The organism is Rufibacter sp. DG15C (assembly GCF_001577755.1).
GTDB lineage: Bacteria > Bacteroidota > Bacteroidia > Cytophagales > Hymenobacteraceae > Nibribacter.
This window is the reverse complement of record NZ_CP010776.1, coordinates 2,015,631-2,033,809: the sequence shown is the minus strand read 5'-3', so window position 1 is coordinate 2,033,809 and position 18,179 is coordinate 2,015,631. Positions and strand designations below refer to the sequence as shown.

The 18,179-nt window shown below is 43.9% G+C and carries 11 protein-coding genes and 1 tRNA gene; 5 read left to right on the top strand and 7 right to left on the bottom strand.

From position 1 onward, the window contains the following. Nucleotides 1–62: 62 nt before the first annotated feature. The 3 genes from TH61_RS08595 to TH61_RS08585 are packed head-to-tail and all read right to left on the bottom strand — an operon-like array spanning nt 63 to nt 2,733. Nucleotides 63–806 (bottom strand): LytTR family DNA-binding domain-containing protein, encoded by a 744-nt coding sequence (locus tag TH61_RS08595; RefSeq protein WP_066508304.1) that lies wholly within the window; start codon nt 804–806, stop codon nt 63–65. Continuing rightward, nucleotides 803–1,879, bottom strand: coding sequence for a sensor histidine kinase (locus TH61_RS08590; RefSeq protein ID WP_231862330.1), 1,077 nt, complete (start codon nt 1,877–1,879; stop codon nt 803–805). Before TH61_RS08590 ends, TH61_RS08595 begins: the two co-directional genes overlap by 4 nt. A gap of 20 nt (nt 1,880–1,899) precedes the next feature. After that, nucleotides 1,900–2,733: a LiaI-LiaF-like domain-containing protein gene (locus TH61_RS08585; protein WP_066508303.1), complete on the bottom strand. Its 834-nt coding sequence runs from the start codon at nt 2,731–2,733 to the stop codon at nt 1,900–1,902. A gap of 899 nt (nt 2,734–3,632) precedes the next feature. On the opposite strand from TH61_RS08585, the gene pheS reads away from it, so the two are divergent. From pheS to TH61_RS08560, 5 genes are all read left to right on the top strand, one after another. Further along, a complete protein-coding gene (gene pheS / locus TH61_RS08580) occupies nt 3,633–4,658 on the top strand; it encodes a phenylalanine--tRNA ligase subunit alpha (protein ID WP_066508302.1) in 1,026 nt (341 codons plus the stop codon). A gap of 190 nt (nt 4,659–4,848) precedes the next feature. Then, entirely contained in the window at nt 4,849–5,715 is an 867-nt protein-coding gene (locus tag TH61_RS08575) for a 3-hydroxyacyl-CoA dehydrogenase family protein (protein ID WP_066508296.1), read from the top strand. Between the two features lie 175 nt (nt 5,716–5,890). After that, nucleotides 5,891–5,964, top strand: a tRNA-Asn gene (locus TH61_RS08570). A gap of 1,086 nt (nt 5,965–7,050) precedes the next feature. Further along, complete coding sequence (locus TH61_RS08565) at nt 7,051–7,935, top strand: IS1595 family transposase (RefSeq protein WP_231862329.1); 885 nt, start codon at nt 7,051–7,053, stop codon at nt 7,933–7,935. Beyond that, nucleotides 7,928–8,935, top strand: a complete 1,008-nt coding sequence (locus TH61_RS08560; protein ID WP_071887817.1) for a P63C domain-containing protein — start codon at nt 7,928–7,930, stop codon at nt 8,933–8,935. The genes TH61_RS08565 and TH61_RS08560 overlap by 8 nt, the downstream gene beginning before the upstream one ends. 253 nt (nt 8,936–9,188) lie before the next feature. On the opposite strand, the gene TH61_RS08555 is transcribed toward TH61_RS08560, so the two are convergent. The 4 genes from TH61_RS08555 to TH61_RS08540 all read right to left on the bottom strand — a co-directional run bounded on the left by TH61_RS08555 (nt 9,189) and on the right by TH61_RS08540 (nt 18,165). Beyond that, nucleotides 9,189–9,470 carry a hypothetical protein gene (locus tag TH61_RS08555; RefSeq protein WP_066508294.1) on the bottom strand — a complete coding sequence of 94 codons (282 nt, stop codon included), beginning with the start codon at nt 9,468–9,470 and terminating at the stop codon, nt 9,189–9,191. A gap of 385 nt (nt 9,471–9,855) precedes the next feature. Beyond that, complete coding sequence (locus TH61_RS08550; protein ID WP_066508293.1) at nt 9,856–13,872, bottom strand: DUF3883 domain-containing protein; 4,017 nt, start codon at nt 13,870–13,872, stop codon at nt 9,856–9,858. A 219-nt stretch (nt 13,873–14,091) separates the two neighbouring features. Beyond that, a complete protein-coding gene (locus tag TH61_RS08545; protein WP_066508287.1) occupies nt 14,092–15,243 on the bottom strand; it encodes a DUF4268 domain-containing protein in 1,152 nt (383 codons plus the stop codon). Nucleotides 15,244–15,294: 51 nt separating this feature from the next. Continuing rightward, nucleotides 15,295–18,165: a type I restriction endonuclease subunit R gene (locus TH61_RS08540; protein ID WP_066508286.1), complete on the bottom strand. Its 2,871-nt coding sequence runs from the start codon at nt 18,163–18,165 to the stop codon at nt 15,295–15,297. Between the last annotated feature and the right edge of the window lie 14 nt (nt 18,166–18,179).

Genomic DNA, 18,179 nt, shown 5'->3' with positions numbered 1-18,179 from the left:
ATGGTGGATGAACCGAAAAGCGTTTTTGACCTAATTCTGAGAAAACAGGCCAAAAACGGAAATCAAATACCCAAGACGCTTTTCAACCTGGTGTAGCCGCTTTTACTGAGCGGGACGCGGTTGCCTTTTTTTAGCAGGGCCACGTGGGTGTCTTTCTCTAGCGGCTCAATGCGGGTAAGCTGGGACAAGGCAATCATATAGGACCTATGCACGCGCACAAACTGGCTGGCGTCCAGGGTATTCTCATAATAGCCCATGGTCTTTTTCTTTAGAAAGCACCCGGCCCCGGTGTGGATCTTGACATAATCATCATAGGCCTCCAGGTACTCAATGTCTTGCACAGGAATGATCCTGATGTCACTGTTCACCTTCACTACAATGCGCAACTGTTCCTCAGGCTGTTTATGAGTAACTTCCTGCAGTTTAGCGGCGGCGGGTTCTGTTAGCGCTTGGCCTTGTTTCTGGCGCCATTTCTGGATGGCCGCGTCAAAGCGCTCCTGCGTGAAGGGTTTGAGCAGATAGTCTATGGCATTGGCCTCAAAAGCCTTGATGGCGTACTCGTCAAAGGCGGTGGTGAAGATGACGCCGGGCGTTTGTTCCACCAGTTCCAGCATCTCAAAGCCGTTGATTTTAGGCATCTGGATGTCCAGAAAAATCAAGTCGGGCGCGTGTTGCTGGATGGCCTTCACACCTTCAAAGCCGTTGTTGCATTCCTGCACTAGCGTAATGTCTGGATGGTTCAGCAAATACTCATAGACAATGGTGCGGGCCAGAGGCTCATCATCAATAACCAGGCATGTAATCATAGCGCTTGCGGAATTTTAACGGTGGTGATAAATCTGCCTTCCAGTTGCTGGGTACTCACTAAATCCTGACGGCCGAAGAGCAGGTACAGCCGGCGGCGCACCGAGTCCAACCCGAAGCCCGTGCCTTGTTTAGGAGACAGAAGGCTGGCCTCAAACGGGTTCTCTGTAGAGACCACCAAAAGGCCGTCCTCACAATGCGCCGTGATTGTAATGAGCGTATCGCCTAGCGTGTCATACAGGCCAAACTTGATGGCATTCTCCACTATGGGCTGTAGCATCAAGTACGGCAATTGAAGGTCTTTACATTCCTCTGGGCAGTTTACCTGCGTCTGCAGCCTATGCCCGAACCTTACTTTCTCAATCTCCAGGTAAATTTGCAAGTGGTGCAGTTCATCTGCCAGGGGAATCAACATCTGGCCGTCTTTGCGCAAGGTACCCCGCAGGAAATCTGACAACTGCTGTACCATCTGCTTGGCCAAATCTGGCTTGGTTCTCACCAGCGCACTGATGGAGTTCAAGCTGTTGAATAGAAAATGCGGTTGCAATTGTTGGCGCAGGGTAAACAGTTCGGCTTCGCGGGCCATCTTTTCAGTGGCGGTTTTGCGCTCTTCGGCTTGGCGCTTTTCTTTGGTATAGTACCAGAGCCAGTTCTGCAAGACAATGAACAGAATCATGAGCCAGGCAAACGCCACCCGCACCGGGTAGGACTGGTGCACAAAGGCCAAGTACTCTGTGTGCTGCTCTAATAGCCAGTCAACGCCCAGTTGGTAAAGCCACATCATGCAAATGGCCAAGGCGGCGCTCCAGGTGAGTAGATTGAAAATCTGCTTCGGCTCTGGCTGGTAATACCTAAGCGTAGTGGCCATCACAAATCCACTGCCCAGCCAGAGCGCATTGGTCAAGAGTGCATCCACCACCACCGGCCACCCGCTCAACCCAAACTGAAACAGTACTAAGGTTTGCACCACCGCCCACAAAAGGCCCCAACCCAGGTACAACAGTATGATTTTAAACGAGGGCATGGTGTCAGGTTTGTGGGCAGTAGAGAGCGGCAAGGCAGTGGACAGTTCCATAGATCCTAACCGAGCTGCAATTAATAACTTTTGATGTCAATTCCACCAAAGATGACGGTGCCTTTCAAAATCAAGACCTTCTCTCCTTGCATGGTTGGCTGAATCATGGAGCGTTTCTCGTCAATGCCGCCAAAGATGCAGACTACTTCTGAGCGCACTTTCCAATCGGCGGGGATGACCAGGCTGGTGCCGCCAAACATGATGTTCACGTCAATCACGGTTTCATTTTGCAGGTCGGCGTTGGTTAGGTTGTACTCGGCGCCGCCGCAGAAGGTGGTAATCTGACCGCCTTTAAAGCTTTTGGTGATGATGCTCTTCTTGATGCCGCCAAACACGGCCGTGCCATTGATAAAATCGTCCTTAGAAACGGTGGAAGGGTCTAATGGCTCTGCTGACGCGGTGGCTGCATACGAAGAAGCGTACGCACTTCCTGCTCCTGCACCCGGCAAGGGCTGCGTAGGGCTTTTCCATCCTTTACCAGGTGAATGCGAATGGTGTCTTGGGCGCAGCATCATGTACAAGCCAAACCCAATCAGCAGCACCGGCCAGAAATACGGTCTAATATTGAGCGTCGGGTAAATGTCTTCCATGAGAAACAGCGCCCCAATCCCGAAGGGGAAGATCCAACCAATGTTTCTAAAGTTGTGCTTAAAGCCGGTGTACAAGCCAATCACAATCAAGAGCATCTTCCAGGAAAAGACCCAATGCGGCAGGTAGAAGAAGTGCATTTGCTTGGCCAACAGCGCCAGTCCTACAATAATGACAATTAAACCGGCCATGATGCGGCCCGTGTTGTTTCTAGTGGGCTCATAGCCACTGTAGTTTTTTGAGGAGTTGTTATTGTTCGTTTCCATAGCGTTAGTTTTTAATGATAGACCAAATGTATAGCGTTGGTGCAGCCACCACAACGGCTAATAGGCTAGCCCCGGCAGAAAGTAGGTGAATGGCGGTTTTTGGTAGGTGAATGGCGGGAGGTTTTTTCACCGAAGGAGGTGAATGAAAGGTGAATGTCGTTTTTGGCTTGTTTTCTGGGAATCGGGCGAAAAACGATTCTAGCTAAGGAGCTTCTTCGTCCCCCTTTGAAGGGGGTAGGGGGATGACTTTTGAGTCCTGAGTCTTGAGTCAATTACCTTGGCCAAACGCAGATTCTCCCCTTGAGGGGAGCGTAGAGGGGTGTTTACATCAGCTGGTCATACCGCCCGCCGTTGTTGGTGTTCTCACCAACGACCTTAATTTCCGTTCAAGCCTCTACCTTCCAACACCGTCCTCCCCAATCCTCCTTCCTTGCTTTCTATTAGCGTTTGTCACTTTTCTCCTTGATGAGAAAAGTAACCAAAAGAATCAAGAAGAAAAGAAACTCGCTGCCGCTCAGACAGCTTTTCTTCATTCTTTGCACCTGGCGAGCGCTATTCATCCATAGCCCGCTTACGCCTCAGCCACTTGACCGGCAATTACTCGGTCCCTACCCATGCTCCGGGCGCACAGCCAGGGCTGCCCTGCGCAAGGTCGGTCGGCTGGGGTTGTTGGTGGGTGAGATGCTGCAATGCCGGTATGCGCTGGCGCGGTTTGTAGAGACTAGGCACCGCCTTGTCTCCTGCGCATTGCGGATAAAAAGGATATGCCGAGGATCGTTTTTCGCCTCATTTCTGGGAAACAGCCTAAAAATGGCTTTATCCAGAACACCAGACTCGGGACTCGTGACTCTAGACTCGCGACTATGCTAGCATTCCCGGTTAATCTTTATCTTTGTGCTATGCTATTCGAGAACATCAAGAGACTGACGCAAGAGGTAGAAGCCTTTGAGATAGAGAACAAGGAGCAACTGGAGGCTTTCAAGAACACCTTCGTGAGCCGGAAAGGGAGCATTGCCGCTTTGTTTGACGAGATAAAAACCGTGGCCCCGGAACTACGCAAGCAGGTGGGCCAAGAGTTGAACCAGCTCAAGCAGTTGGCCCAAGAGAAGTATGACGCCCGCCAGCAGGAGCTGGAGCAAAGCAGTACGCCAGATGTGTTGGCGGGCCTGGACTTTACCTTGCCGCCGGTGCCAAATGCCTTGGGTGCCCGTCACCCCTTGGCGCGCACGCGGGAGCAGATTATCCGGATCTTTGAGCGCATCGGTTTTAATGTGTCTGAAGGACCTGAGATGGAGGACGACTGGCACAACTTCTCGGCGCTCAATTTCCCGGACAACCACCCTGCCCGCGACATGCAGGACACGTTCTTCTTGAGCAAGAACCCAGACATGCTGTTGCGCACGCACACTTCTACCGTGCAGGTACGCGTAATGGAGCATCAGAAGCCGCCTATCAGGACTTTGTCGCCGGGACGTGTTTTCCGGAACGAGGCCATCTCAGCAAGGGCGCATTGCATGTTCCATCAGTTTGAGGGCTTGTACATTGACCGCAACGTGAGCTTCAAGGACCTGAAGGACACCTTATATTATTTCGTGCAGGAGTTGTTTGGGCAGGATACCAAGATTAGGTTCCGGCCGTCGTTCTTCCCGTTCACTGAGCCCAGCGCTGAGATTGACATCACCTGCCACATCTGCAAAGGCAAGGGTTGTAACATCTGCAAAGGCTCTGGCTGGGTGGAGATTGGCGGCGCCGGCATGGTTGACCCCAACGTACTGGAGAACTGCGGCATTGACTCACAAGAATTCTCGGGCTTCGCGTTTGGGATGGGCATTGAGCGCATCACCATGCTCAAGTACCAAATCAAGGACCTTCGCCTGTTCACTGAGAACGATGTGCGCTTCCTGCGCCAGTTTACCGGAATGTAATTCTAGATTTGAAAATTTGGAGATGAGGAGATTTGAAAATGGTTAACCAAGATTTAAACTTCTTCGCTTCTTAAAATAGAATCCGTTTTTGGCTTGATTTCTAGAAAACAGGCTAAAAACGGATTTTCTGCTTTACAGGCTTTCTTCCGTTTTCAAATTTTCACAACTTCAAATCTCCAAATTTGACTTTATGACCTTAGAAGATATTAAAACCATAGCCGTGATTGGCGCCGGCACCATGGGCCAGGGCATTGCACAGCTGTGCGCCCAGAGCGGCTTCCAGACGGTGCTGTATGACATCAATGGCACGGTGCTGGAGAAAGCCAAGGCCACCACGGAGAAGTCATTAGCCACCCTGGTAGAGAAGGGAAAACTGAACCAAGAGCAGCAAAGCCAGATTTGGGAGCGCCTCACCTTTACCACAGACGTGCTGCAGGTCATTGCCGAGGTGGTGATTGAGGCCGTCATTGAACGCCTAGACGTAAAACACAGCATCTTAAACGAGATAGCCGACCAGAACCCGGCCACTACCATTCTGGCCTCTAATACGTCATCGCTGCCCATTACCCGCATTGCCGCCAAGGTAGAAAAGCCTGAGCGCGTGGTGGGTCTGCACTTCTTCAACCCGGCCACCATCATGAAACTGGTGGAGGTAATCTCGGGTGCGGCCACAGCACTGGAGGTTACTAGTCTTATGAAGGAGCTGGCTATTAAATTAGGCAAGACCCCGGTGCTGGCCCAAGATGCGCCGGGCTTCATTGTGAACCGCGTGGCCCGCCACTTCTATGTGGAGAGTCTGAAGCTGCTGGAAGAAGGCGTGGCCAGTCATGAAAGCATTGATAGGTTGATGCAAGCCTCTGGTTTTAAGATGGGACCGTTCCAGCTCATGGACCTGATTGGCGTGGACACTAACTTCTCGGTGACCAGTGCCATGTTTGAAGCCTTCCATTATGACCCCAAGTTCAGGCCCAGCCGTTGGCAGCAGCAGAAAGTGGACGCCGGGCACCACGGCCGCAAGACCGGTAAAGGCTTCTACGACTATCCTGCTAACAAATAAGCAGAGCCGTTTTTGGCCTGATTTCTGGAAAACAGCCCGAAAACGATAAATTTTCCCTTTTCATTTTCAGGCAGTTACCAATTAAGAGAAAATTTTATTGGGCAATGCTTGCGTAATCACGCGTCACCCATTACTTTTGCATCACTATTCAACACCACGGTCACGAATAGTAAACTCCTCCTTAGCTCAGTCGGTTAGAGCACATGACTGTTAATCATGGGGTCCTTGGTTCGAGCCCAAGAGGGGGAGCTTCAAAATGAGGGACTTACGTTAATTCGTAAGTCCCTCTTCTTTTTGGTTTAAACATGGTTTAAACTATCAAACCATTATAGCTAATGCTACAGGTAATTCAGAACTAGCTAAAACATCCCAAAATCAAGTTAGGGATTGACATTGCTAATCTTTTGCTTCTGTTTGGTCTTGGCAACATATAATCATCGGGTTCAAACCTCTCATAAAAATCGGTTCTCCTAATCTAACGTTTACTTTAATGGTTACAGCGCAATTTGCCTTAGTCTCTAAGTACTAGACTACGATTCTCATCTGGGCCACAAACTAGCCATTCAATTCGTTTTGAGTAGGCTTTAATGACCTTGGGACACTTTTAGAACTTAGGACATGTAAATCATACTGAGCTTAACCTATGGCTTAAATTCATTAAATTCAGATAAGCATTTAAAGGCGCTCGTTTAGAATTCTCTCGACCTCCCACACTTAAGATCTTGTTCCCCTCCTCAGCATCCAAACAGACTTGCCTCAATTACTCTACCTTCAGTAAAGGAAAAGTTAGAAGAACTTAAAATCTTACTTAGTCTTAAAGTGAACTTATCCTGGGGACAAAACAAGACAGGACTTCAAATGCAGGCAATACTCGCTTCAAGGACTTTAACAGTCCAATAAGACCAAATTGGTAACTAATATTCAGGTCAACGTACATAGGTCAACACGTTGACCTATGTACGTTGACCTGAATATGTCTGCCTTTACGTTTTTGTTATCCTTATACAGGTTATAAACGGCCCATATAGCAATTTGAAAAGTGTATATCTCCATGCGGCTGGGAATCCAACACAAACCATGACAAGGCCTAAGGTTAGTCAACATAAATGCCAAAGATGGGTCAACGAAATAACTACTTTAGTCAACTGTTAGGTATAATGTGTAAGAGGCTTTCTGCCAAGGCTGGATGTTTGCTGTTGTAAGTTGTCTCTATTTTTTAATGGTAGTGATATACCAAATTACACTAATTTGATTTTGTTTTAGTGTAAATTTCTTCTACATTAGCGTCGTAATACAAGCACTATGGTAGCAGATTTTAAGAGTATACTAGACCTTATGAATGCTTTTCCAACGGAGGCCGACTGCATCGCACATTTAGAGAAACTAAGATGGAACGGTATTGTCGAGTCCCCGTTTGACGCTTCCAGCAAAGTGTACAAGTGTGCCGGCAACCGCTACAAGTGCAAAAACACAGGCAAGTACTTCAACGTGAAGGTCGGAACCATCTTTGAAGATACGAAGATACCGCTTATCAAGTGGTTTATGGCCCTCTATATCTTCTCCTCCCATAAGAAGGGCATCTCTTCCCACCAATTGGCCAAAGACATTGACGTAACGCAGAAAACCGCCTGGTTTATACTGCACCGCCTACGCTATGCCTTTGAGCATCCAGCTTTTCAGGAGGCTATAGGTGAAACTGTTGAGGTAGACGAAACTTACATGGGCGGAGAAGAGGAGAACAAGCACGAGAGCAAAAGAAACAAGAACGCTAGAGGAAGGGGCCTGGGGGCTAAGAAGCCAGTCGTAGGCATGCTACAGCGTGACGGCAGTGTTATAGCCAAAGTGACAGATGATACTAAACTCTCCTCTGTTCAGCCCATTATTGACAGGTTCGTTAAGAAAGGTTCTGTCGTGGTCACCGATGAATGGGTTGCCTACAATCAGGTAAACAGAAACTTTGACCATTTAAAGGTTGCCCATAGTGCGAAGGAGTTCGTGAATGGGATGGCGCGCACCAACGGCATTGAGAACTTCTGGAGCCACCTAAAGAGAGGCATTGATGGTATCTACCATTGGTGTTCCGTGAAGCACCTACAGGCTTACCTAGATGAGTTCGCTTTAAGGTTCAACACCCGCAAGATGGGTACTGCTCAACGCTTTAATTTTGTTTTGGAGAATGTATCTGGTAGATTGAGTTATAAAGTATTAATCAATGGCTAAGAAAATAACACACGAAGGTGGGCTTGATTTAAACGGGTTCGTCATTCCTTGCTTTGTCTTGGAGGATGGCACAAGAGTACTTTCTGGAAGAGGGCTACAAGAGGCGCTAAAAGTGAGAGATAAGCCCGAAGAAGGCGAAAAAAGAGGTGGCTATATTTTGCCTACTTTTTTAGCCTCGAAAGGACTTAAGCCTTTCATAGACAATAAGTTAGAGGTGGCCAAACTTGAGCCGATAATTTGCACAAGGGGAAGCCAAAAGGTGCATGGTTACGAGGCAACGGTACTTGCAGATATTTGCGACGCTATTCTTGAAGCAAGGAAGCAAGGGGTAAAATTGACCGAAAGACAACAAGTAGTGGCCGACCAGTGCGAGATACTTGTTCGGGCATTGGCCAAGGTAGGGATTATCGCCTTGGTCGATGAGGCAACTGGCTATCAGCACGAGAGAGAAAAAGATGCGCTCCAAAAGATTCTTAAAGCCTATATATCCGAGGAACTTCTAAAGTGGCAAAAGACATTTCCTGACAAATACTATACGGAAATTTACAGGCTTAACGGCTGGGAGTTTACCCTAAAGAGTATAAAGCAAAGGCCCGGCGTCGTGGGGAGATGGACGAACAAGATTATTTATGACCAATTACCTGAAGGGGTATTAAAAGAGCTTAAAGAAAAAACCCCTAGGAGCGCAGCGGGGAATTACACTGCTAAGTTTTTCCAAAGCCTGACCCCTGATTATGGGAGCCCTCATCTGCAAAATCAGATAAACTCCATTGTTACCCTGATGCAAATATCCGATGACTGGAAAGACTTTCTATCCAAGTTCAACAAGTTGGTGGATAGACAGAAGGGCCAGTTAGAATTGAAGTTCGAGGACTTGGAATACAAACCCGAGAAAGACCCTTTAATGTTGAAAAAGCCCATAGGCCAGACCAGCCTATTTGATAGTCATCTCAAAGGGCTTTTGGCAGTTCCTCCGCCCCGAAAAGAAGAAGAGGCATAATAGAAAAAGGAGAGCGTTACTGCTCTCCTTTTTCTATTATGGTATCTTATTAAATTTAGTTTGGAAATCCTTGCATTCAGGCGGAACTTCAATCCCTAAAGCATTGCAGGCATATTAGATTGCTACATCATCAATAGGGTCTTCGTTTGGAATGTTGGTTATACCGCCAGTGGAAGGGTTTTTATAAAGGTAATATAAGCGACTAAAGCCAGTTTCCTCGCAATCTAACATTTTCAAGTACCCTAAAAAGCGACTAAGCTTCATGAACTTCTTTTATCAATTGCACATGAAGCTCGGATGTCTCTGGATTTAGGGCTTCCTGCACTGGGCTATATTGTTGATGAAAGAGTTTTCTAGCCTCTTCTTTTTTTTCTTCAAGCATTATTGGAACAATACTAAACAGTTTATCAAAGGCCTCCTGCTCAGTTGATCCTTGGGAAATAATGCCACTTATTTCCTTGATATGCCCAACATAAACCCCTTTAGTAAGGCCTGGCTGGATAACGCCTGTTAATCTTAATATATTACCTTGCATAGGTTCTAGCTCTTGTCAAGTAGGTAGTTTAGAATAGCTTATTATGCCTTATAGCGACAATATAGCAATTTTGTTTTAATTCAGAATATGAACGCTGGTGAAAGAGTAAAGGTGCATTTGCCTTTTTGGTGTACACACGTATATCATTTCCAAAGGAATAACGGTCTTTCTTGCCAATTAGAGCGGAATACATCTGCCGTGGTTTAATTAGCGTAAAGCTTCAGCCTTAGGCCTAAAACCCTTCTAAGCGTGAAAGTCAACAGGGATGTCAACGCATAAGTCAGCATAGGTCAACGGCAGGAAAGAAGCCTTCCCACTCTTGGGAAATACATAAAGTCCTATTTTTAATTTAGAAATGTTGACTTCTGAATAAGCTGAGGTAAAATTACACTTGCAATGTAATTGGGTTAGGAAAAATTATTCCTGCCTGCAATAAACCACTTGGATTTTCAATTATTTCGATTCTTGCATTATTACCCGCATTATAAACTCGGTAAATGGCATAACTCTCTCCCTTATTGAACATAAAAGTCCATTCATTTGGAGATAAATAAATAATATCTTTATTATCAGAAGGTGTTCCTTTTACATCAATAAATTTTTCTATACCATTATCCTTTATTATGAAGTCATAAGGTTTTCCACTTTCACCTTCTTTGTTTAACCAAAAAATTTCTGTGCCGATATTTTTATTGCTTTTTAGATACTCAAATACAAATTCCTCACACCAACGGCCGACATCTTCACGAACTTCCTGACTTTGAATTTCTTGGTAATTATTCTCTGCTTTAACTATTGCATTAGTAAATACTTTTGTTTTTACAGATATGTGTGTTGCGTCAAAATTTTCGAAGAATACTGATGGCTTAAAACTCTCAAAATCTTCACTATCATCCTCTGAGTCATACTCTTCATTTGATTCATTACAAACCTCTTCATCAGTAGCATCTACTAAATCATGATCGTGAACAGTCAAACCTACAATATCATGTTTTGGCAAAACGATCCTTCTCTTTGCAAATTCTCGAATAGGCTTAATGTTTGGCAATGTTATTCCTTGTTCAAGCAACCATTCATGTATTTCATTTTTGTCTGACTCCAATAAAAGGAATCGAAGCTCTTCATTAAGTCCTACTATTCTTAATAAGCTAGAAAGCTCCTTAATTAAGCTCAACAATGTCCTTTCACTCCTCCACTTTCCTTTAAAGTAAAATTTGTTTTCCTCCTTATAAACTGTCAATGCAGGTCCATCAAAGGTTTCTGATTGAAATTGAAATGAAAGATTTATTTCAGATGCTGAATAAAAATCTGTTTCATTAAGCACTTGATAGACCCTATCGAATTCACTATTACTATCTTCGTACTTCTTTTTCTCTATCAAAGCAACATAAAAGGGCAATATATCTCCAAGTTTATTTTTTAAAGAAGAGTCAAAAAATGGATTGTCAAACCGCGGAATAAATTCATCAATTGTTTGAGTTTTAAAAAGAGTCATCAGCTCTATAAACGAATTTGACTTCTTATCACAATTATCAGGAAGATGTATTACTTTTAATCTGTCAGACTCTGTTGAAAACCCTTCAATAGTGATCCACTTTAGTTGATTAGCGGGTTCAAAAGTTCCACCTATAGAAAGCAATTTGTTTTCTACTGCCCAATTAGAAATAATTTGTTTAGCTTCTGATGTAATATCTGGAATAAGCGCAGCAAGCTTATTGTAAATCAAACCAATCCTTCTTAAAGGAGGCTTAAACTTAGAATCTTTTTCTTCTATCTCTTCAGAATGTTTTGCAATTTTGGAAAGAATAGATAAATAATCATCTAATTCTAATTTGTTTTTTAATTGAAGGAAGTCTTTCCACTCGTTTGGCAGCGGTTCATCTAATTCAAATACTGGCAAATAATTGCCTGCAATATCTTTTATTTCTTTAGAGTTAATAAATACATCTCCAGTAACAAGAATTTCCTTAGTTGACGCAGGAATGCTCTTTCTATTCTTAATAAACCATGGGAAGTAATTTTGAACTGGAGCGGTATAGCTATTATGTCCATTACCTACTCCATACTTGTAACGGGCATTCTCTATTAAGTCAGCTAAGTTTTTAGGATTAGAAATAATGCTCTTCCAAAACAACTTAGAATATTCAAAGTTGCTCGAAACTAAATTAAGGAAGGATGGAAGCTTCAACGAACTTATTACATTATGATCTCCAAACCCAAAACCATTCGACTTCTTAGCATTTAATTGACATTCATCAACCCAAACCACATCAGTAATTTGCTTAAGTGTATCTAGGGAATTGTTTTGGTTTATAGTTTCAACCTCAACTCTATCCTTTACCTTTATTGCTTTAAAAAACAGATTCCATTCTAATTCACTACTACCTAAAGAAAGATATTCTTCAGACACTAAAGCAACATCTTTAATTACACCCTCTATTTTAAGTTGTGGCTGATACTTATTAGAGAGGTAACAAAATTGCGCCTCCTCAAAACCAAGATCAAAATCTTTAGTCTTTATTTTAAGCTCTCTAAGACATTCTAACATCTCCTCGTCAAGTAAATTCTCCTTGAATAAGCGAAACAGATAGTGAGTTACTTTAAGAAAGTTTGTAGTATTTATAAAATCATCTTTCCCAATATTTGGTATTATAACATTAGTTACATATGCAACTTGCGAAGGTTCTTTTACCCCAATATTTTTTAGCCAGTCAAAAACAGGTTTTTCGATTTGAATTTTTTCAAAAACATCTGGATGAATTACCGGGATTTCACCTAGTTCTGTTGAATTTAAGCCTACAGGAAAGCAAATTCCATTTGAAGGATTATAGAGCAGTCCTTCTTCATCATAAATAAACGGGAGTGTTTTCAATGTTTGAAACCAAATCCCCTGCTTATCACTCTCAGATTTTTCTTTGAAATATTTAATTAGGCTAAAATTTTCTGAAACTTTATGTTTGCTAGTAAAAGATTTTGAAATAAAGAATGTTTCAAAATTGTCAAGTTCAAATGATTCAACTCCTACAGCCTTTAACTTATTAGGCTCTTCTACTTGTGAGTTTACAAAACAATCATCCGAAAAAGTTAGTTTTTTTTCTGTTTTAAGGAATTCAATGATAGATTTTGGGTCAATGAATTTTTGAATAGATAACCCCGTTTTGTCTAAGACAACTTCCGAGGGATTCCTAATATTTTCCTTACCAGTAATAATAAATTTCTTTGAATGGCACTTTTCAGCGAAACTAATGTCAAAGGATTTTTTTAATTCATTTTGTTGATTGTTAAATTTATAAGGTAGCAAATGAAGAATCTGAAACTTGTATTTGCTTGTAGCAAGCAATTCTAACCAATCAAGTATCTTTTCTGCTATAAGTTCAAAAAGCCATTGATTCCATATTTTATCTTCGTGAATCCCTTCCCTTGCCGCATTAGTAAGAAAGCTACCATTAACTAAAAAAGGAAATTTAAAGTCGTCCACCTTCGTAGGAAGGTAAGTAAAGATTAAACTTTCCCCTTCTTTTAATGCTTTAATTTTATTCTCATCAACTTTCGCAGCAAATGATATTTCAGTAAACTCTGCATCTTTTAATTTTTTTGGAGTTTTTTCATCTTGCTTCAGTTCTTTCTTAGTTTTCTCAGGAACTGGAATATCCCCAAAAGTTTTTGTAATCCAAGAGCTAATCAATTTACCATCTCTTGTCAGTGTTACTTCTTTATAATTATCTATTTCATGAATTATTTTTTTTTCTATTGTATAAATAGGCTTTTCATTTTTTGAAACGGATATTTTTGCAACTCTTCTTAAGAATAAAAGTATTTGCCCACTACTTAGTAATTCATTTAGATCTTTTTGCAGTAGCTCCGCATTTTTAATTTCAATAATTGTAGAAACTGAATATTTATTTCGAGCTATACTTTCCTGAATAGTGGGAGGCAACTCAGTCACCTCTGTCCAGATTGGAATTATCTGCCATGGTAGAATTGCAGTAAATTTTTCCTTATCAAATCGAAATTGGAATCCATCTGAAAATATCGATACTCTTCCTGATTTTCCAAACACAGATTTAAAGCCTATTCCTTTATATCCAGTCTTAGAATTGTCAGCTTTCTTTGTACTTGAACCTGCACTGGTGAGAGCTTTTATATCATCTTGTGTAAATGAATGCCCATTATGAGAAACAATTAAACAATCATTGTAAAACTCAAAGTGGACCTCATTATTTGTGTCTTTAGCTGCATCATCAGCATTTTGGATCAATTCAAAAACAAATCGTTGGCTTTCAGAATATATATCGCTAGATACTGTGTCGAGTAAATTTGACATAGTTTCAGCTTGGTCTGGGTCTTTGAAGTCAGAGCGCTTTTGAAACAACTCCTCTATTATATTTTTTTTAGTAATCAATTTTCAGCCTATTAATGGTTATAATGTTGTCAATTTAATTATGTTCTAATATTCAGTATTAGTACACTGACGCAATAATATTTTACGAGTCATTAGACGCAGTTATTCTTAATTCTATCTAAAGCTTCCTTCAAATATCAATAAACTTGCTCCGTTATGGCCTTTCTAACAACCCCCATACAACAGGTATACCTAATCCTTTTTTGTGTAAAAGTGGCATTAGATTGGGTTTGGCATGGAGTGTATAGCTTGTGTAGACATTTGAGAGGCAACATGTAAAAGTGGTTTCTTTAATGCCTTTTCCAGTCGCACCATAGAATCAACTAAAAAAGATATTATATCAGGCCACTGGCTCTTTTCAAAATAATTAAGGCCTTCTTTTTTGAATTCAATCCTGCTGGACTTTCTGCCGTCTAGTGTATCCCATATAAGGACTTCTCCAAAGGCTTTCTCAATCTCTTCCCTGCGCGTTAACATCATTAGGAAAAGCGCATCATTCTCTGCCTTGCTCTCCTTCGTGAAGTTCAGCATAACAGAAGCAGATTGCCAGGTAATATTAAATGAATATGGGCAGCTTCGCATACCCGATCCAGCAGAGAGCCAATGGTCCTTGGTTGCGTTGATATTCTGGAAAAGGGAGGTTCTTTTATTGATTTCAGGTAAGAGTTGCAACCAGAACTCCTTCCTCAAATCATGCCGGTGACTACTGGTTTGGCGGACTTGTGCCAAGTCCTGCGCCTTCTTGGCCAACCGGATGGTGTAGTCCTCTGCATCGCGCAAGGGTATTATCTGCTCCACATTCAATAGAGCTTTATCCCCCATTTTGTAGGGTGTCACCCGATGACACTGTAGTTTTATTCCATAATTCAAAAGCCACAAAACAGTAGACGTCACCTCTTTCCTAAACCTGGCAGCGACTAAGACTATCCTCAAGCTATTCTCCTGGTTTAGCTTTTGCTCGTAGTCGTCATCGTTTTCAAAAAAGGTATGAAGCTTTTCATTTGCTTGCTCTCCAGGAAAGTACTTTTCTAAATATCCTTGATAGATTTGGATGATGTCAGTCCCACTCAAGGTAGAGCAATAAGAGGCATATTTCAATGCCTGCCACACCACGTCTCTTCCTGAGTCATCCAGTTTATTCTCAATCACTACGAGGTTATACTGCTTATCCAAGGCCAAAAGATCCAAGCGCTCTGACGTGTCATCGAAACCACTGAACTCCTTTTGAATGATGAGAAAGTCCTCACCTAGAGTTTCCGGGTTTTTAGCCAGCCATTCCTGCAAATGATATCTCTCGGAATATTGTAGGTCTGTGAAGGTAACTTGGTCTACTTTGGATAGGCTATTGGTATCTGGATTTATTAAGTACATGTCTTTTATAAATGCTTAAGAAATATAATGGCTTTCACTTACAATAATTGATTACACCCTTGCACCCATTCCATTGATAAAAGTGTCCACAAAACCTACCACTTTATCTACCACTCGCTCATAAACTGCCTTCCTTTGCATTAAAGTAGGCTTTACCTCAACCATCTCAATCACCTCATCCCGCAACGGTTTACGCTCAGTGAACAGGTAATTACCCAGCAGGGCCTGTAGCTTCATAGGGTCAAGTTTTTCTTCCTGACTGATGGCGGTTAATGCTTTTTGCTGTTCCTGGGCCCAGAAGGTTTCAAAGGCTTCGGGTACGTCGTCGGTGTCTTCTATGTGGGGCAGGTTCTCTTCTATGAACTTTTCAATGAGCTCGCGTTTGCTACGGAGAGTAGCTTCGCCGGTGAGCATATCCAAGATGGCTTTCTTTTGCTTCTGCTGGTCTTCTGGGGTGGCGCCGTTCAGTTTGGCTAGTAGCTTTAGGATATAGGCAACATTGATTTCGTCACGATGGATGAGCTCCAGCTCAAAATCCACGTCATTCAGGATAGATTCCTTCTCTTTGGCAGTACCGGTCTTTACTTTGTCATAGAGGTCCAGGTACTTGCTTTTGTAGTCTTCGAAGCGCTGTTCGGCCATGGACAGGTCCTCGAAGCTGAAGTCTGCGAAGGTGGTGAGCACGTTCTTGAGGCGCATGAGCTCCCGGAAGGCTTTCACAAATTCCAGTTCCTCTTCCTCGCTGGGCAGGGAGTCTACGCTTTTCACGGTGGGTGCAATCTTCAGCAACTCCAGGCAAGCCTCGTTGAACTTGGCCACGTAGTCTTCATAAGGCTCAACAAAAATCTTTACACCATCAGAATCTTTGTTGGAGAAAAGCGCAATGGCGTCATCGGTGGCTTGCTTGAGGTTCCGGAACACGATGATGTTGCCATGCGACTTCTGCTCAGTGTACAGGCGGTTGGTGCGGCTGTAGGCCTGGATGAGGCCGTGGTATTTTAAGTTCTTGTCTACGTAGAGCGTGTTGAGCGGCGGACTGTCAAAGCCGGTCAGGTACATGTTCACCACCAGCAATATGTCAATCTCTTTCTTCTTTACCCGCTTAGAGATGTCATTGTAGTAGTTGTAGAAACTCTGGCTGTCTTTGGTCGAGAACTTGGTGTTGAACAGCACATTGTAGTCTGCTATGAACGCATCCAGCTTCTCGCGGGTATGGGAGTGGGCGGTGTAGGCGACTACTGGCTCTGCGGCCATAGATAGACCTTCATCATCATAATCTGGCAAGATGCCATTGGCGCCTTTGTCTTCCTCGTTGTCTGTGAAGCTGAAGATGGTGGCTATCTTGAGGTTGTGCTTGCCTTCGTCTTTGCGCTTTTTAAAGAGTTCATAGTACCTGATGAGTACGTCTACGCTGCTCACGCAGAACATACCGGTCAGACTGCGGCTGTGGGTCTTGCGGGCGTGGTTCTCCAGAATATAATCCGCTATTTTCTCCAGGCGCTGCGGTGATTCCAGCAGTTCTTTGGTGTCTATGTCCTCTACCTCAATGTCAATGTTGGTAGTACTGCCTTCCTTTTCTTTGTAGCGGCCAATGTATTCCACGCTGAACTTGAGCACGTTCTCGTCTTTGATGGCATCGGTGATGAGGTACTTGTGCAGGCATTCGTCAAAGAGTTCTTTGGTGGTGCGCTTGCCCAGTTCGTTTTTGACGGCGTTTTCGGCGAAGATGGGCGTGCCGGTGAACCCGAACATTTGCGCCTTGGGGAAGAACTTCTTGATGCGATTGTGGGTCTCCCCGAACTGGCTGCGGTGGCACTCGTCAAAGATGAAGACAATGCTTTCTTGCTGTAGTTTTTCCATTTTAGGCAAAAACCGCAGTTTACTAATGGCCGTGTTGAGCTTTTGGATGGTGGTGACAATAAGCTTGGTGTTGCCCGAAAGCTGGTTCACCAGCGCCTTAGTGTCATCGGTGCCGTCTACGCTGCCCGCCGAAAAGCTGTTGAACTCCTTGCTGGTCTGGAAATCAAGGTCTTTGCGGTCTACCACAAACACCACCTTGTGCACCTTGGGCAACTGCATGAGAATCTGGCTGGCCTTGAACGAGGTAAGCGTTTTGCCCGAGCCGGTGGTATGCCAGATGTAGCCGTTCTTGTCTGAGTTCTTCACGCGGTCAATGATGGCCTCAGTAGCGTAGTACTGGTACGGCCTGAGCACCATTAGCACCTTGTGCGTTTCATTCAGCACTATGTACTTGGTCACCATTTTTGACAGGTGGCAAGGCTCCAGGAAGGCTTTGGTGAAAGCCTCCAGTTGGGTGATGAGCTTGTTTTCTTTGTCTGCCCAGTAAAAGGTCTGCTTAAAGGTCTGGTGCTTGTTGTTGGCGTAGTACTTGGTATTGACTCCGTTGCTGATGACAAACAGCTGCACGTACTGGAACAGGGCATGGCTAGACCCGAAAGAGTGCCGCTGGTAGCGGTTTATCTGGTTGAACGCCTCCTTCAATTCCAGGCCCCGGCGCTTGAGCTCAATCTGCACCAAAGGCAGGCCGTTCACCAGTAGGGTAACGTCATAGCGGTTTTTGTACGCGCCCTCCATGCTTACCTGCTGCGTTACCTGAAACTGGTTCTGGCACCAGTGCTCCTGCTGGATAAATTCCAGGTAAATGCTCTCGCCGTTGTCTTTGGTGAGCTGCATCTTGTCGCGCAGGATTTTGGCCCGGTCATACACAACGCCCTTGTTCAGGTGGTTGAGCACGCGCCCGAACTCTTTCTCAGTGAGGGTGATTTGATTGTGCTTCTCCAACTGGCTCTTCAGGTTCTTCAGTAAAGCGGCTTCGTCTTTGATAGCAACAAAAGCATAGCCCAGTTCCTGCAACTGCTTTACTAAATTATCTTCTAATACCTGCTCCGGTTGTGTTCCCATGATTTCGAGGTGGC

What these genes read in the sequence shown, in the direction of transcription:
- TH61_RS08540 (WP_066508286.1), bottom strand. Translation starts at nt 18,165, where the DNA reads ATGGGAACACAACCGGAGCAGGTATTAGAAGATAATTTAGTAAAGCAG.
- TH61_RS08575 (WP_066508296.1), top strand. Translation starts at nt 4,849, where the DNA reads ATGACCTTAGAAGATATTAAAACCATAGCCGTGATTGGCGCCGGCACC.
- TH61_RS08590 (WP_231862330.1), bottom strand. Translation starts at nt 1,879, where the DNA reads ATGGAACTGTCCACTGCCTTGCCGCTCTCTACTGCCCACAAACCTGAC.
- TH61_RS08595 (WP_066508304.1), bottom strand. Translation starts at nt 806, where the DNA reads ATGATTACATGCCTGGTTATTGATGATGAGCCTCTGGCCCGCACCATT.
- TH61_RS08545 (WP_066508287.1), bottom strand. Translation starts at nt 15,243, where the DNA reads ATGTACTTAATAAATCCAGATACCAATAGCCTATCCAAAGTAGACCAA.
- TH61_RS08565 (WP_231862329.1), top strand. Translation starts at nt 7,051, where the DNA reads ATGAATGCTTTTCCAACGGAGGCCGACTGCATCGCACATTTAGAGAAA.
- TH61_RS08560 (WP_071887817.1), top strand. Translation starts at nt 7,928, where the DNA reads ATGGCTAAGAAAATAACACACGAAGGTGGGCTTGATTTAAACGGGTTC.
- TH61_RS08585 (WP_066508303.1), bottom strand. Translation starts at nt 2,733, where the DNA reads ATGGAAACGAACAATAACAACTCCTCAAAAAACTACAGTGGCTATGAG.
- pheS (WP_066508302.1), top strand. Translation starts at nt 3,633, where the DNA reads ATGCTATTCGAGAACATCAAGAGACTGACGCAAGAGGTAGAAGCCTTT.
- TH61_RS08555 (WP_066508294.1), bottom strand. Translation starts at nt 9,470, where the DNA reads ATGCAAGGTAATATATTAAGATTAACAGGCGTTATCCAGCCAGGCCTT.